11 protein-coding genes are annotated in these 15,385 nt (G+C 74.5%); 6 read left to right on the top strand and 5 right to left on the bottom strand.

From position 1 onward, the window contains the following. Positions 1-70 precede the first annotated feature (70 nt). Positions 71-1,024 (top strand): TIGR02996 domain-containing protein, encoded by a 954-nt coding sequence (locus DMB38_RS37580; RefSeq protein WP_125938150.1) that lies wholly within the window; start codon positions 71-73, stop codon positions 1,022-1,024. After that, positions 1,021-2,919, top strand: a complete 1,899-nt coding sequence (locus tag DMB38_RS32375) for a hypothetical protein (RefSeq protein WP_125938149.1) — start codon at positions 1,021-1,023, stop codon at positions 2,917-2,919. The genes DMB38_RS37580 and DMB38_RS32375 overlap by 4 nt, the downstream gene beginning before the upstream one ends. On the opposite strand, the gene DMB38_RS32370 is transcribed toward DMB38_RS32375, so the two are convergent. The 5 genes from DMB38_RS32370 to DMB38_RS32350 all read right to left on the bottom strand — a co-directional run bounded on the left by DMB38_RS32370 (position 2,847) and on the right by DMB38_RS32350 (position 11,580). Further along, positions 2,847-4,814 carry an ATP-binding protein gene (locus DMB38_RS32370; protein ID WP_125938148.1) on the bottom strand — a complete coding sequence of 656 codons (1,968 nt, stop codon included), beginning with the start codon at positions 4,812-4,814 and terminating at the stop codon, positions 2,847-2,849. The genes DMB38_RS32375 and DMB38_RS32370 overlap by 73 nt on opposite strands. Then, on the bottom strand, positions 4,814-6,271 hold the full coding sequence (locus DMB38_RS32365) for a hypothetical protein (RefSeq protein WP_125938147.1): 1,458 nt from the start codon (positions 6,269-6,271) through the stop codon (positions 4,814-4,816). Before DMB38_RS32365 ends, DMB38_RS32370 begins: the two co-directional genes overlap by 1 nt. 65 nt (positions 6,272-6,336) lie before the next feature. Then, complete coding sequence (locus DMB38_RS32360) at positions 6,337-8,283, bottom strand: serine/threonine-protein kinase (protein WP_125938146.1); 1,947 nt, start codon at positions 8,281-8,283, stop codon at positions 6,337-6,339. Continuing rightward, positions 8,280-10,133, bottom strand: a complete 1,854-nt coding sequence (locus tag DMB38_RS32355) for a serine/threonine-protein kinase (protein ID WP_125938145.1) — start codon at positions 10,131-10,133, stop codon at positions 8,280-8,282. Before DMB38_RS32355 ends, DMB38_RS32360 begins: the two co-directional genes overlap by 4 nt. 247 nt (positions 10,134-10,380) lie before the next feature. Continuing rightward, a complete protein-coding gene (locus DMB38_RS32350) occupies positions 10,381-11,580 on the bottom strand; it encodes a serine hydrolase domain-containing protein (RefSeq protein ID WP_125938144.1) in 1,200 nt (399 codons plus the stop codon). Positions 11,581-11,794: 214 nt separating this feature from the next. On the opposite strand from DMB38_RS32350, the gene DMB38_RS32345 reads away from it, so the two are divergent. The 4 genes from DMB38_RS32345 to DMB38_RS32330 all read left to right on the top strand — a co-directional run bounded on the left by DMB38_RS32345 (position 11,795) and on the right by DMB38_RS32330 (position 15,355). Then, entirely contained in the window at positions 11,795-13,255 is a 1,461-nt protein-coding gene (locus tag DMB38_RS32345; protein ID WP_125938143.1) for an MFS transporter, read from the top strand. Positions 13,256-13,514: 259 nt separating this feature from the next. Continuing rightward, positions 13,515-13,976: a hypothetical protein gene (locus DMB38_RS32340; RefSeq protein WP_125938142.1), complete on the top strand. Its 462-nt coding sequence runs from the start codon at positions 13,515-13,517 to the stop codon at positions 13,974-13,976. Further along, positions 13,964-14,530 carry a hypothetical protein gene (locus tag DMB38_RS32335; RefSeq protein WP_125938141.1) on the top strand — a complete coding sequence of 189 codons (567 nt, stop codon included), beginning with the start codon at positions 13,964-13,966 and terminating at the stop codon, positions 14,528-14,530. Before DMB38_RS32340 ends, DMB38_RS32335 begins: the two co-directional genes overlap by 13 nt. 96 nt (positions 14,531-14,626) lie before the next feature. Next, positions 14,627-15,355: a PH domain-containing protein gene (locus tag DMB38_RS32330; protein WP_125938140.1), complete on the top strand. Its 729-nt coding sequence runs from the start codon at positions 14,627-14,629 to the stop codon at positions 15,353-15,355. Positions 15,356-15,385: the final 30 nt, after the last annotated feature.

Genomic DNA, 15,385 nt, shown 5'->3' with positions numbered 1-15,385 from the left:
CCGGCCGCCCGTCCGCGTGCCCGCGCGGGGGGCGAACCGGTGTGTCAGTGCCCGCTGTTAGCCTCCGGCAATGACCTTAGGGGCCCTTGAGAGAACACTGCGGGAGCGCCCGGACGACCTGGCGTCCTGGCTGGTCTACGGCGACCGGCTGCAGGAGCGCGGAGACCCCCGCGCGGAGCTGATCCGGCTGGCGGAGCGGCGGGCGCGCGTCGCTCCGGGCGGCGGCCGGAAGGCCGTCGAGCGGGAGATCGACGCGCTGGTGGCGGAGCACCGGGAGAGCTGGGACGCGGAGCTGCCGGAGGGGGTCAGCGCCCGGGAGCGGCGGCACGGGTTCGCCACCGCGATCGCCGTCGAATGGGACGACGACGCGCCCATGCTGATCGAACAGGCCCTGCGGGTCGCGCCGTTCGCGACCGCGCTGAAGATCGTGCCGCCGGAGAGCGACCCGGCGGAGTTCGACTACTGGGACGACGACACGGACGAGGACGGCGAGCCGCTGCCGTCCGCCGAGGTCGAGGCGGGCACCCTCGCGACGCTCGACCTGGCCGCGTTCACCTCCGTCGACCTGTCCTATCTCCGCGTCGGGGCGCTGGGTGCCAAGGCGCTGGCGGTGTCCTCGTACTTCCGCGCCGAGGCGGCCGGGGGCCGGACCCTCGCGGCGCCGGCGGCGCCCGGCCGGATCGGCGCGCTCGACCTGCGGTACTGCCACGTCGGGGACAGCGGCCTGGCCGCGCTGGCGGCCAACCCCTTCTTCACCGGCGTCCGCCGCCTGCACCTCCAGCACAACGCGCTCACCGCGAAGGGGGTGCGTGCCCTGCACGCCTTCGGCGGCCTCACCGAACTCGACCTGCGTTACAACGCGATCGGCGAGGAGGGCGCCGAGGCGCTGCTCGCGGCGCCGTTCCTCGGTTCGCTCACCCGGCTGCTGCTCTATGCCGCGGACGTCGGCGACGCCGGCGCGCGCCGGCTCGCCGCCGCATCCGCACTCCCGCCCGTACTGCGCAGTTATTGGAGGAGCGTGTGAGCACCGAGCTCCGCGACCGGTTCTTCGCCCTGTCCGCCGCCGCCGGGCGGGCGCCCGCCGAGGAGGTCGACCGGTATCGCGCGCTGGTCGACGCCACCGACGCCGAGCCCGCCGCCGTGCTCGACGGGCTGGCGGTCTCCTGGCATCCGACGGCCCGGTTCAAGGCCGTCCGCTTCGTCGACGCCGAGCGCATCGACGCGGGCGTGCGCGACCTGTTCGCGCGGCCCAGCGAGGCGGCGCCGTATCTGGCCGCCGTCTTCGCGGACCCGCGGGAGATGTCCTTCCGTACGTACGAGAACATCCTCCCGCTCGACCGGCTCTTCGCCGACGCCGGGCTGGAGTTCGAGCTGACGGACCGCACGGAGTTCGCGGAGGGGGCGTACTCCTTCTCGATCGGGCTGCCCGCGGCGGCGCGGGCGCGGCTGGCGGGTCTGGACGGCCTCGATCTCTACGTGCCGCCGCTCAACAGCGGCTCCCGCGGCGGCGACCGCTTCATCTTCCACTCGGCCCTCCTCGCCGAGGCCCTGACCGAGGCGGTGGCGGAGGCCATGCCCCGGGCACGGCTCGACGGCTTCGCGCACGTCAACCCCGTCTTCCGGTGCAACCGCTTCGAGCCGGACGACGCCAACTTCCACCGCCACCGCGACACCCCGTACTACGACCGGTCGCGCGGGCACGTCTCCCGCTACACCGTGCTGCTGTACCTCACCGGCGGCACGGGCAGCCCCGCCCTGGACCTCACCGGCGGTGCCGCGCTCACCGACATCGCCCCCTTCACCTGCGTGATCTTCGATCAGCGGTACGAGCACGAAGGCGCCCCGTACCTGGAAGGCCGCAAGGTCTTCGTCCGCACGGAGCTGGTCTTCACCGCGCCGGACGCCGCGCACGACCCGGAGATCGGCGCCCTCTTCGCCAAGGCGTGCTACCTGACCGGCGAGAGCGTCTTCGCGCCCGAACTCGCCCGGTACGCCGACGACTACTACAACCGGGTCGCCGCCGCGCACTGGAGCGGCGACCTCGGCACGGGCGCGGCCGGCGAGCCGTTCCTGCACAAGCGGTTCCGCGGGCTGGACTTCGTCGCGAACGGGCACGACTTCTGGTTCCCCGCGTCCGGCGACCTGTCGCCGGCCGCGTGCGCGGCGATCACGCTGCTGGACTACTTCAACTGCAAGGTCGGCGACGAGGCGTTCCGCGCGGCGTGCGAGACGACGGTGGTCGAGGCCGAGGGCACCGACTGGATACCGGCGTTCCTGGAGGAGAGCGGCGGCACGTCACCCCTCGCGCCGTTCGACAAGAGCATGCTCTTCCCGGAGCCCGAGGAGTCCGCCACCGAGGACATGCCCGACTGCGCGTGCGGCATCTGCGACGGCGGCCTCCTCGGACCGCACTTCGACACCTCGCGCAACGCCGACGTGATCGGGCACTACGTGCGGGCGCAGGACGCCGCCAAGGCGGAGGTGCTGCCGGCGCCGGTGATGATGCTCGGCGAGGACGTGGTGCTCGACCCGGACCGGTTCGTCGTCGAGGGCAACCGCATCCACGTGCTGGGCGGCAAGGCGCCGGAGCCGGTGAACTTCGCCTCCTGCCAGGGCGGTCCGCCCGTGCCCCCGGCGGAGGACTTCGTCACCACGGCGGCGACCGTGGACGTGGCGCACTTCCTCGTGCCGCCGATCCTCTTCACCGAGCACGACGGCCTCTTCCACCTGAAGTTCGACTTCTTCCGCAACTCCTGGACGGTGGGCCACGAGCAGTCCACCGTCGCGGTGCCGATGGTCCGCCCGTTCAGCGAGGACGACATCGACGAGAACTGGGAGGACCACTACTACGACGACGAGGACGAGGACGAGGAGGAAGACGAAGTGGACGGGGAAGGGGAAGCGGAGGACAAGGAGTAGGCGGGGGCGGCGGCCAGTTCGCCCATCCGGGCCAGGGCGGTGATCCAGAAGCGCTGGCGCGCCTGCGCCTGGCCCACGAGGTAGGTGGCGCGCAGCTTGGGCGGCAGGTGCGGCAGCAGCCGTGCGACCACGTCGAGGTGCCGTTCGAGCTGCGACACCTCCGCGTTGGAGAACACCTGGTGCACCAGGTCGGTGTCGTTGGTGCCCTCCGCGGACGTCTCGACGGCCGCCGCCAGCCGGGCCTGCCAGCCCGCCAGGTCGGCGGCCAGCTCCGCCAGCCCGATCTGCGGCCGCTCCGCGAGCCGCGCCTCGAGGCCGGAGAGCGGCACCGGCGCGTACTCGCCGTCGCCGAGGTAGATCAGCCCCTGCTCCAGCGGCATGCCGGCGCGGTGCAGCTTGATGAGCCGTTCCAGGGTGCGCTTGGTGACCCAGTCGCGGCCCTCGTCGTCGATGTCGTTCTTCCACCATTCGAGGACGGTCTCGGCGGTCTCCCCGTACGTCGAGATCAGCCACTCGTTGGCCGGGATGTCCTCCGGCCGCACCTCGTAGCTGACCGTGAACCGGCTGGCCTGGGCGACGTTGTTGCTGCTGACGAGCATCTTGCGGCCCAGGTGGTAGGGCGGGTTCTGGAGCGCCACCTGCGCGCGCAGCCCGGGCAGTTCGCGGCCCGCGAGCGTCCACTCCTGGGTGATCTCCATCAGCTTCGCGTACGTCGCCTTGTCCTTGGGCCGGTTGTACTCGTCCCAGATGAGCACCTTCGGCTCCGGGTCGAGCAGCGACCTGGCGAGCATCGCCTCCAGCGCGCCGTCCGCGGTCGGCACGGGTACGCACAGGTCCTCGACGTTGGTCACCGGCAGCGAGAAGTACACCGGTTCGCGGCCGGTCTCCTCGCGGGCGACCTGCTTGGCGATCTCGGTCTTGCCGCAGCCGGGCGGCCCCTGGAGCAGCACCGCCCAGCGGTGTGCCGCGGCGGCCCTGAGGATGCGGCGGACCGGGTCGGTCACCGTGGCGGGGTTGGCGGCGCCGACCGCCGCGGCGATGGCGTCGAGGACTTCGTCCGTACGGTCCCGGCCCGGCGCGCCGCCTGCGCCCTCGGCGCCGGTCTCGACCAGCGCCAGCCGGCGGCCGTTGTGCAGCGGCAGCCCCCAGGCCAGCGGGAAGCCGGCGCGGGCGCAGTCGAGTACGTGCTGGAGGGTGCGCGGCGAGAGCAGGCCGCGCAGGTGCGGGTCGAGGGCGGCCCACTGCCGGAACACCTCGCGCAGGTCCCAGTCGGGGAACCGGGCGGCCAGCGCGTACCGCCACGCGGTGTCGTTGGCGGACAGCCGGAGGGTCACCATCCGGTCCAGGATCGCCAGGTCGGAGCGGCGCACGCTGGTCTCGGCGAGCGACTCGTTGTCGGTGAGGAACACCCCGACGCAGCCCAGCTCGCGCAGGTCGTACTCGCCGAGGGTCCAGTTGCAGGCCATCTGCATGAGCTGGGACTGGACGGTGTTGCCCGCCTGGAGGGAGTCGTCGACGAGGAGGACGAACGGGGTGCCGGGGGTGAGCTGGCGCATCACGAGCTGCCGCAGGGCCAGTTCGCCGCTGCGCTCGTCGCGTACGGGGGCGTTGATCAGCAGGTCGTCCGGGGCGAGGTTGGCCGCGGGCAGGACCACCAGGCCGGTGCCGGGGTACCGCTTCGGCACGTACGAGACGAAGGTGGACGTCTTGCCGATGCCGTGCTCGCCGAAGATCTGCCCGGTCTGGCCGGTGGCGATCATCGCGTCGATGAACTTCTCCAGCTTGGCGGCCGGCCCCTCCTGCGGCGGTTCCGGATACGTGGCGTTCGCCCTCCACCGCCTGCCCGCGGCGGGCGGTTCCGGTGATATCGCGGCGGGCGGTGTCGCGGCGGCCACTAGGCGTTTCTCCTCTGCTGTGGTTCGGACGTGACCCGGTGGCAGGCCATCGGGCGGTGGTGCCGCTCCGGCCAGTCGTCGCCGCCGTCGGTGATCAGCCAGATCCAGCGGTCGGGGTCGGCGGGGGTGACGTGGGGCGCGTAGCCGTCGGTGACGACGATCACCGCGTCGGGCTCGTGCGGGAAGGGCTTCCCGGCGACCTCCAGCCGGCCTTCCGCGTAGTCGACGACGCATCGGAAGTCCGTGCCGCCGCCGCCCGCCACCCGCTCCCCGGGCACGAACGGCATCACGGTGCCGTCGAAGGAGAGCCAGTGGCTCTCCACCCCGTCCGTCTGCCCGACCAGGGTGGTCAGCCACTCGACCACCGCGTCGGGCATGGACCCCGAGGTGTCGAACGCGACGAGCACCACCTTCGTCCGCTCCGGGCCGCGGCGGGTGAGCATCGGCTCGTGGCCGAGCGCGAGGACGATCGCGCCCTGCTTCTTCGGGTAGACCAGTCGTTCGCTCTCGGTGAGCTTGGAGGCGAGCACGTCGGTGAGCCACCGCTGCCACCAGTCGACCCGGCGCGTACGGGGCGTGCTGCCGCGCAGCTTGTCGAGTCCGAGGCGGCCCCACAGCCGGCTGAACCGCTCGCCGCCGTCCGCGGTGCGGTCGGCGAGGCCGAGCAGTTCGTCGCGGGCCGACCGGCCGCCGCGCAGCGCGGACCGCATCACCTCGCGGAGCACGTCGTCGCCGACCTGCCCGACGGTCTCGGGGTCCAGCGGGACTTCGGTGCCGGCGGCGCCGCCGGCGAGGTGCACGCAGGAGCCGGACGCCGGCGTGCCGGGGGCCTTCATACGGCGCAGTTCGCCGTAGACCGTCAGGTCGGTGCGGATGAACTCGTCGTACGGCAGCGGGGCCAGCCCCTGTTCCCGCAGGTCGTCCCGGTACGCGCGGTACACCGCGGCCGGGTCGACGCCCACCGGCCCGGGCGGGCCGCCGCCTTCCGGCACCGCCTCCGGTAACGCGGTGCGGCCCAGCCGGCGCAGCGCGACGTGGTTGATCGCCACCTCGGCGGCGAGCGTGAACACCGGGTCGGAGCGCAGTTCCTCGTCCACGTACAGGTGCCGGTGCATGAGGTGCCGCGCCTCGTGGAACAGCACGAACTTGACGCCCTCGAACTCGAGCGAGGCGAAGAAGTACGGGTTGTAGAGCAGCGTGCAGCGGCCGTCGCCGGTGGCCGTGACGGCGGCGGTGGGGATCGCGGTGGTGGCGAGGTGGCGGTGGCACTTCGTGTACAGCCACGAGGCCACGACGCTCTGCCCGGTGCCGAAGTCCAGCAGCGCGGCCTCCTTGCGGCGCCGCGCCTCCGCCACGACCTCCGGGTCCGCCGGCTCGTCCGCAACCGTCGCGGCGGCCGCGGCCGGCAACCGCCTCAGGTCGGGCGCGCCGTGCGTGCCCCGCCCGTCCCCCCGCACCAGTGGTCTCCCCTCGCCGCTCGCGGGCACGCTACCGGGCGCCGCGCGGGCGGCGTGCGGCGGGTTCAGAGCATGCCCGCGCAGAGCGCGAAGCCGCGTTCCGTGAAGGCCCAGTAGGTGTCCGAGCCGGGTGGGCAGGTCTGCGGTTCCGCCAGCGGCTCCACGCCGGTGATCCGGTACATGCGGTTGTCGATCTCGGGGATCTCGGTCTTGCTGCAGCGCGTCACGGAGAGCAGGCTCGCGGCGCTCTCCGACATGTCGTCGGCCGCGTAGAGGCCGGGGAAGCACTGCCCCGCCCGGAACTGCCGCGCGACGCAGACCGCGACGGCGGCGTCGCTGTAACTCCCGTCGCCGGGGTCGTAGTCGACGGAGAACTCATCGCGGGCCTCGCTGCGCGGGCACACCGGGTCGGCGAAGGTCTCGGTCCAGCGGAGCGAGGTCACCTTCATGTACGCCTTGCTCGAGTCGCAGGGCACGGGGTCCAGTTCCTCCACTCCGGACCACGGGTCCCACATGGCCAGGTTGCGGTCGGCGGGCTGGCTGATGCTGAGGCAGTCGCCCTTCTCCACCCCGGCGATCTCGTTCTTCGGCGGGGTGGCGACGGGGGTCGGGGTGGTGGGCGGCGCCGGGTCCTGTGCGGCGGGCGTACCGGCGGCGGGGGAGGCGGGCGGAGCGGAACCGCGGGCTTCGGGGGCGTCACCGGGGAGCCGGTCGATGAGGAGGGCGACGACGACGCCGAGGCAGAGCAGGACCGTCAACGCGGCGAGCCTGGCCGGTGCGCGGGACGGCAGCAGCGGCGCGGTGGCGGCCCTCTTGCCTCCGGTACGGACCGGGGTGGGCGCGGTCGTGGTGGCGCCCGGATCGCCGGGGACCGGGGCGGGCCCGGGGGCGCCGGCGCGCAGGGGGAGGGTCCCGGTTGCCGCCGCGGCGGCGTGCCCGCCCTCCGCGGCCGGTCCGGCCTGCTCGGACGGTTCCGCCTGCTCGGACGGTTCGGTAGGTCCGCTCCGTTCGGCCTGCCCGGGCCGTGCCGCCGGGTCCGGCGGGCCGGGCTTCCGAGCCGGTGGCGCCGGTGCCGGGCGGGCGTCCGCCAGCGCCGGGGCCGTCTCCGCCTCCGCCGCCGCGGCGGCGCCCGTGCGCTCGTACGCCGCGATCCGCTCCCGCCACTCCCCCGGCAGCAGCCCCGCGCCGCCGGCCGCGCCGGGCGCGTCGGCGACGCGGGCCGTCAGGTCCCGTAGCAGCTCCCGCACCGCGGGCCGGTCGGCCGGCGCCAGCCGGAGGCAGGGGCGGATCAGGTCGTCGAGCTGCGGGGGCAGCCCGGCGAGTTCAACGCGCGCCTCGGCCACCCTGACGAGCAGTTGCAGCGGCTCGCTCTCGGGGTACGGCGGGTGCCCGGTGGCGAGGTGGAAGAGCGTGGCGCCCAGCGCGTACACGTCGGACGCCGCCGTGCTGGGCTCGCCGCGGGCCTGCTCGGGCGAGGTGAAGGCGATGGTGCCCAGCGTGACCTGCGTGCGGGTGAGGTCGGCGGCGTGCGCGATGCCGAAGTCGACGACCTTCGGTCCCGCCGGGGGCAGCAGCACGTTCGACGGCTTGACGTCCCGGTGGACGACGCCCACGGCGTGCAGCGCGAGCAGCGCCTCGGCCACGCCCGCACCGACCCACCCGACCGCGGCGGGAGCTGTCAGCAGCCCGCAGTCGCGGACCAGTTCGCCGAGCGAGGGGGCGGCGACGTACTCCGTCGCCATCCACGGCACCGCCGCCTCCGGGTCCGCGTCGATGACCGCGGCGGTGTGGGGGCCGCCGGCCCGGCGGGCGAGCGCGATCTCGCGGGCGAACCGCGCGCGCTCCGCCGCGCCCAGCGGCGCGGTCTCGGAGAGCAGGGTCTTCACCGCGACCGGCCGCCCGGCGGGCGAGCGGGCCAGGAACACCTCGCCCATGCCGCCGCGGCCCAGGAGCCGCAGCACCTCGTACGGGCCGAACCGGTCGCCGGGGCCCGCTCCTTCGCCCGCGCTCACGCGATCACCTCCGTGCAGATGGCCCGGGTGCCGCTCTGGACCTTCCAGGCGTCGGCGCAGACGCCGTCGTCCGCGGCGGACGCCGGGTGGACGGCGGTCACGCGGGCCAGTTGCTCGAAAATCCGCGACGGGCTGCCGCCCGAGCAGTCGGTCTGGGACGCCAGGTTGGCGGCCCAGCGGCGCGAGGAGGAGACGGCGTAGCCCTCGTCGCGGTTGCCGCCGACGTACTCCCGGACCGGGAAGCAGTCGCCGACCTGGAAGTTGCGGTCCAGGCAGAGCCCGGTCCCGTAGTCGAGCAGCGACCACTCCACGCTGTCCGGGCCCCCGGTGCAGTCGTCGGACGTGCCCTCGGACTTGCCCGTGACGACGGTGGCGGCGCGGGGCGAGTCGCAGGGGACCTTCTCGGGGGTGGCCTTCTCGGGTTCGAAGCCGACGACGGCGTAGTGGACCGTCAGGCAGTCGCCCTTGCGCGAGGCGTCGATGAGCTTGGCGCTCGCCACGTCCTCCTTCGTTTCGAGCGCGGCGTGCGGGTCCTCGGGCTCCCGGTCCTTCTCGCCCTTCCCGCCCCGGCCGTCAGGCTCCGCCGCGTCGTCGGCGGGCGGGTCGCGGTCCGCGGCGCCGTCGGCGTCCGCCCCGTCGTCCGCGGCCGTCGGCGGGAGCTTCCGGCCGTCGTCGTCGGCCAGGGCGACGAGCACGATCGAGGACGCGGTGACGGCGGCGACCGCGGCGGAGGCGACCAGCCACGCCAGCCGGCGGCGGCGCGGGGGCCGCGCGGGCGCCGGTGCGGCCGGGGCGCCGCCGGGCGCCACCGCCGTACGGGCCACGTCACCGGCGCCCCGGGTCCGCTCTGTACCGCCGGACTCCGGCAGCGCGGCCTGCGGCGCCACGGACTCAGGCGCCACTGCCTCCGGGCCCGCCGGCCCCGTACCGCCCGCTTCCGCGCCCGGTGCCGCGTCCTCGCGCGCCTCCCGCTCCCGGATCGCCGCCAGCCACTCCCGCGGCAGCCAGTCCCCGCCGCCCGCCGCGCCCGGCCGCGCCGCCAGCCGGGAGCCGAACTCGGCGACGACCGCCGCCGCGTCCGGCCGGTCTGCGGCCTCCGCCCGCAGGCACGGCAGCACCGCGTCCGCCAGCTCGGGCGGCAGCCCGGTGAGATCCTGCTCGGCCCTGGCCACGCGGGGCAGCAGCCGGAAGAAGTCGGCGGTGTCCGCGTACGGCGGGCGGCCGGTGACGAGGTAGAACACCGTGGCGCCCAGCGCGTAGAGGTCGGCGGCCGGAGTGCTGGGCTCGCCGCGTGCCTGTTCGGGGGCGCTGAAGGCGACGCTGCCGAGGCTGACCGTGGTGCGGGTGAGGTCGACGGGGCGCGAGATGCCGAAGTCGATGAGGCGCGGTCCCGCCACGGGCAGCAGCACGTTCGACGGCTTCAGGTCGCGGTGCACGATCCCCTCGGCGTGGAGCGCCGCCAGCGCCTCCGCGGTGCCGGCCGCGACCCAGAGCGCGGCGTCGGCGGGCAGCGGGCCGCGGGTGCGGACGAGTTGGGCCAGTGACGGGGCGGGCACGTACTCCGTCGCCATCCACGGCACCGCCGCGTCCGGGTCGGCGTCGACGACGGCCGCCGTGTACGCCCCGCTCACCCGGCGCGCCAGGGCGACCTCGCGGGCGAACCGGCGCCGTGCGTCGTCGGTGACCGGGCCCCCGGAGTCCACCGTCTTGACCGCCACCGGGCGGCCGGCGGCGGAGCGCGCCAGATAGACCTGCCCCATGCCGCCGGCGCCCAGCCGTCTGACGATCCGGTACGGCCCGACCTCGGCCGGCGCCGCCTGCGGCACACCGGCCGGTGGTTCCCCCGTCATCCCCCGGTACTCCCCCCAAGTCACCCCGGCGCACGGCCCGTTCGGCGCGCGCCGGGAGCAGGTTACCCGCGCGGGCGCGGGCGGCGCCCGGCCCGTACCCCTCTCGGACGCGACCACCCCGACCTGCGGTTGCGCGCCGCCCGCGGCGACGCGCGGCGACCGACCCACGAGCCCCGGGAGAGGCGGGCCGCACCGGCGGCCACACGGCGAGGGCCACCCCGCTTCCGGCGGGGCGGCCCTCCGGCCGTCAGCCGCAGAACTCGGCCTCCAGGACCGCGTTCTCCCCCTCCTGGGCGCCCCAGTCGCCGTTCCGGTTCACGGTGAGCACGTGGCGGCCGTCGCGGGTCGCCGCGGCCCGGGACAGGGAGCCGGGCACCTGGCCGCCGTGGCCCCAGACCGTGACCCCGCAGGAGAGCCGGTCGGACCGGATGCCGAGGCCGTACGCCGCGGTGGGTGCGCCGCTCGCGCCCGATTCCTCCGACTCGATGGGCACGGTGGTGAGCATCTGGTCCACCTGCTCGCGGGGCAGCAGTTCCCCGCCGAGCAGGGCGGCGTAGAAGCGGTTCAGGTCGCCGGTGGTGGAGATGACCTGCCCGGCGGACCAGGCGACGGTGGGGTTGAACTCGGTCACGTCGTGGACCGGGGCGTTCGGGTCCTCCTCGTAGAGCTTGGAGTAGTGCCGGCCGTGGGGACGCGGCACCGCGGCGGAGGAGCCGGGCACGGAGGTGGCCCGCAGCTTCAGCGGCTTCAGGATCCACCGGCCGACCTGGGAGGCGTAGGAGTCGCCCGTGGCGCGCTCGATGACCATGCCGGCCAGGATGTAGTTGGTGTCGGAGTACTCCCAGCCGGTGCCCGGGGCGAAGAGCGGCGGGTGCGACAGACCGATCTCGACCAGCTCTTCCGGGGTGGCACCGTCGTAGCGGTGGTCGAGGAAGGACTCGCCGGTGAACGTGGCGAGGAAGCCCTCGTCGCGGTTGTAGTTGAAGATCCCGCTGGTGTGGTCGAGAAGCTGGCGCACGGTGATCTTGCGGCCGTCGTTGCCGTTGCCGCGGACGACGCCGGGGAGCCAGCGCTCGACGGTGTCGTCGAGCGAGAGCACCCCCCGCGCGTCGAGTTGCAGCAGCACCGTGGCGGTGAACGTCTTGGTGAGGCTGCCCACCCGGAATCGGTCGCGGTCCCGGCGCGGCTCGCCCGTCGCCAGGTCCCGCACCCCGGCGTTTCCGGACCACCGCTGCCGCCCGTCGCGTACCGCGGCGAGCGCGCCCGGGGTGCCCTCCGCGACGATGGCGTCCAGCGCCGCCTGCGTGCCGTCGTGCCCGGCGGGTAACCCGGCGTTCCGCTCCCCTGCGTCCAGCGCGGCGGCGGGTGCGATGCCGCCCGCGACCAGCGCCCCCACGGCGGCGAGCAGTGCCCAGCGGCGCCCCGTCGCACGTATGCCGTCGGTCATGTCGATCCCCCTCGGTCAGGTACGGCCCGCGGCGGTCGCCGCGCGCCGTTGACCGCAGTCAACCGGCGCGGCGGCCCCGGGGCGTCAGGGATCACCCCCACCCCGTCCCGGACGGCACCCTCAGCCACCCCGGACTTGCATACCCCCCAGGGGTAGTGTTATATCTTCCTCGCATACCCCCAGGGGGTATTTCTCTCAGAGGAGGCGTACTGCCATGTCATCCGTCAACCCCCGCCGCTGGTGGGCACTGCTCGTGCTCGCCACCGCGCAGTTCATGGTCATCATGGACACCTCGATCATCGGCGTCGCGCTCCCCGAGATGCAGCGCGACCTGGGCTTCTCACCGGGCGATCTGCAGTGGGTCTTCAACGCCTACGTCGTCGCCTTCGGCGGTCTGCTGCTCCTCGGCGGCCGGCTTTCCGACCTCTTCGGCGCCCGGCGCGTGTTCGTCACCGGATGGGGCGTGCTCATCGCCGGCTCCGTGGTGGCCGCCGCGGCGCAGAGCGCGGCGGTCGAGATCGCCGGGCGCGCCGTGCAGGGCGTCGGCGGGGCGCTCATCGCGCCCTCCGCGATGACCCTGCTGATGATCCTCTTCAGCCACGACCCGCGGGAGCTGGGCAAGGCGCTCGCGCTCTACGGCGCCGCGGCCCCGGCAGGCGGCACCGCCGGGGTCTTCCTCGGCGGCGTGTTCACCGAGTGGCTGAGCTGGCCGTGGATCTTCATCATCTACGTGCCCATCGGCATCGCCACCCTGCTCGCCACCGGCCTGCTGCCGTCCGTCCAGCCCCGCCGCGGCGGCGTGGACGTGCTCGGCGCCGGCGCCGTCACCGCCGGGCTGGCGCTCGCGGTCTTCGCCGTCGTCCGGGCCCCCGAGGTGGGCTGGGGCGCCGCCGCCACCGTCGTCCAACTGGCCGGCGCCGCCGCCCTGCTGGCGCTCTTCCTGGTGATCCAGCGCACCGCCCGGTCGCCGCTCATGCCGCTGGGCGTGTGGCGCACGCCGCGGCTGGCCTCCGCGAACCTGGCCATGGTGCTGCTCGGCGCCGCCTGGATTCCGATGTGGTACTTCCTCAACCTCTACCTCCAGCAGGTCCTCGGCTACGGGGCCTTCGCCTCCGGTGCCGCGCTGCTGCCCATGACCGGGCTGCTGATGGTCGTCATGACCCTGCTGTCCGCCCGGCTGCTGGGCCGGTTCGGGCCCAAGCCGCTGCTGGTCGGCGGGCTGCTGACGCTGGCGGCCGGGCTGCTGTGGCTGTCGGCGGTCGAGCCCACCGGGTCGTTCGCGGTCGACGTCCTGCCCGCCTCGCTCGTCGCGGCGCTGGGCATGTCGCTGGCGTACATCCCGGGGCTGATGGCGGCGATGTCCGGCGTCCCGCAGGAGCAGGCCGGGCTGGCGTCCGGCATCGTCAACACCACGTACCAGGTGGGCTCCGCCCTCGGCCTCGCGGCGCTGACCGCGCTGGCCACCTCGCAGGGCGCCGACCGCCTCGGCGACCTGCCGGCGCTCACCGACGGGTTCAGCGCGGCGTTCACCGGGGCCGCCGCAGTGGCGGCCGCGGGTGCGCTGCTCACCGCGCTCTTCATGGGCCGCCGCGGCAGCAGCCGTCCCGCGGCCGGCGCCGCCGGGGCGGACGCGGGTGCCGGTGCGGGTGCGGGTGCCGAGGAGGTACGCCTCTGACGGCAGGCCGCCGCGCCGCACCACCGGGGTACGGGTCACGGTTCACCGCCGCACGGCGGGGCCGGGCCCGTACCCCGCACGCGTGCTCGGGAGGAGTCCCGGGACCGGCGCAGTACAACTGAGCAGGCGGCGGTGACCGGACGGACACGGACCGTACCGGCCGGATCCCCTCCACCCGCACCGGCGGGGGGCGAGCCGCGCCAGCCGCGCGCGGAACCGGGCATCCGGCCCGGCCGCGCACCGACCGCGAGGAGGACCCGTGCCCACCGACTCACGAGTGTTCGCCGAAGGCAGCCGCGCCCTGCGCTACACGCTCGCCGGGATCGTGCTGCTCGCCCTCGTCTACGTCGCCGGCGTCTTCGCCTGGGGCGGGGCGGCCTGGTCCACCGCGCCCTTCCGCGGCGCGGCGGAAGCGCGCGAGCGCACCGTGGGCTCGGGCGAGTTCCGCCTCTCCACCTACGAGGAGTTCTTCGACCTGTGCGCGGCGGTGCAGACGAAGGAGGACGAGATCGGCGCGCTCCGGGACGAGCTGGACACCAAGCCGTCCGAGTACCGCACCGATCAGATCACCACCTCCCTCACCGCGCTGCGCGCCGCCCGGGCCGAGCTGGTCAACGACTACAACGCCAAGTCCCGGCAGGAGCACCGCAAGGCGTTCAAGGACGCCGGGCTGCCCGCCGAGCTGAGCACCGACGCGAAGGAGACCTCGTGCGCCGCCTGACCCGTATCCTCACCGCCCTCGCCGCCACCGCCGTCCTCGCGTTCACCGCCGCGGCCTGCACGGACGACTCCTCCCAGGCCCAGGAGTCGCGGACCAAGCAGTCCGGCTACGACCGGCTCGTGCAGCGCCAGCCGGCGGACGCGATGCGGTACTCCCCGACGCGGGAGACCATCAACAAGTGGGTCGACAACTGGGAGAAGCCCGGGAAGCTGTCGTACGTCTACCTGCAGAACGCCAACGGCGAGTACGGCTACTTCGTCCTCGAAGGGCTGCCGGTCTCGTACTGCGCCATGCTGACCCCGCCGGAGGACGTCGACTCCTCCCAGAACGGCATGGTGACGAAGACGGCGCCCGGCATGGACGGCGTCTACTACTCGGGCGGCCAGTGCAGCGCGTACTACGGCTTCGACGCCACCACGGGCGCGTACATGGAGTTCACCATCGGCAGCAACCAGAGCTTCTTCCTCTACGACCAGCCGATGACGCTGCCGGAGTTCCGCGACGCGACGCCGCTCGGCCAGACCCGCATCGAGGACGGCAAGCTCCAGCGCTAGGGTCTGTCGGTCCTCGACGGGTGCGGGGCCGCCGCGGCAGCATGTGCCGTGCGTCCGGCGGCAGGCGGCCGGGGCCGAGACGACGGGGGACGGCGCGTGAGCGAGGACGGGTTACCGCGGACGTACCGGATCAGCGCGGCCCAGGCCGGGGCGATGATCACGGCCGTGGGTCTCGCGTCGGTCGCCGGCGTCGTTCCCGTGCTGCTCGTCGAGGACGTCCCCTGGCAGATCCGCGTCGCCGCCGGCCAGGCCGTCCTGCTGCTCGCGGTCTTCCTCGTCCGGGGCGCCCTGCGCTGTGCGACCACCGCCGACGAGGCGGGCGTCAGGGTCCGCGGGGTGGTCCGGCAGCGCTCCCTGGCCTGGGCGCAGATCCAGGATCTGCGGATCGAGCCCAATCCGGGCGCCGGCACCCAGAGCCACGCGCCGGAGGTGCTCACCTGCGCCTACGGGCCGGACGGCAGCCGGCTCCCACTGCCGTACCTCGACGACCGCCACGTCGACGTCGACCGCGAGGTCGCCGCCCTGCGCGCGCACTGGGAGCGGCTGCGCGGCGCGGGCTGGGCACAGGACCCGGCCGCCGCCGCCCGGATCGACCGGCTGGTCGCACGGCGTTCGGCGATGGTGGTGGGCTTCGCCTGGACGTTCGTGTCGTTCTTCCCGCTGGTCGTGCTCATGCTCGTGCCGGTCTTCGTGAGCCTGCCGGATCCCCTGGAGACGGTCCTCGCCCCGTACACCGTCATGGGCGCCGGGCTGCCGCTGGTGTTCACGGTGACCGCGGTGCTGTCGTACCGCCGGCAGCTTCGCGCCCTCGACGAGCCGCGCTGACACCGCCGTTCGCGCGCCTCCCCGCGAGCA

It is taken from the genome of Streptomyces sp. WAC 06738 (genome assembly GCF_003945505.1).
GTDB lineage: Bacteria > Actinomycetota > Actinomycetes > Streptomycetales > Streptomycetaceae > Streptomyces.
This window is presented reverse-complemented; position numbering and strand designations above follow the sequence as displayed.

What these genes read in the sequence shown, in the direction of transcription:
- DMB38_RS32355 (WP_125938145.1), bottom strand. Translation starts at nt 10,133, where the DNA reads ATGACGGGGGAACCACCGGCCGGTGTGCCGCAGGCGGCGCCGGCCGAG.
- DMB38_RS32350 (WP_125938144.1), bottom strand. Translation starts at nt 11,580, where the DNA reads ATGACCGACGGCATACGTGCGACGGGGCGCCGCTGGGCACTGCTCGCC.
- DMB38_RS32345 (WP_125938143.1), top strand. Translation starts at nt 11,795, where the DNA reads ATGTCATCCGTCAACCCCCGCCGCTGGTGGGCACTGCTCGTGCTCGCC.
- DMB38_RS37580 (WP_125938150.1), top strand. Translation starts at nt 71, where the DNA reads ATGACCTTAGGGGCCCTTGAGAGAACACTGCGGGAGCGCCCGGACGAC.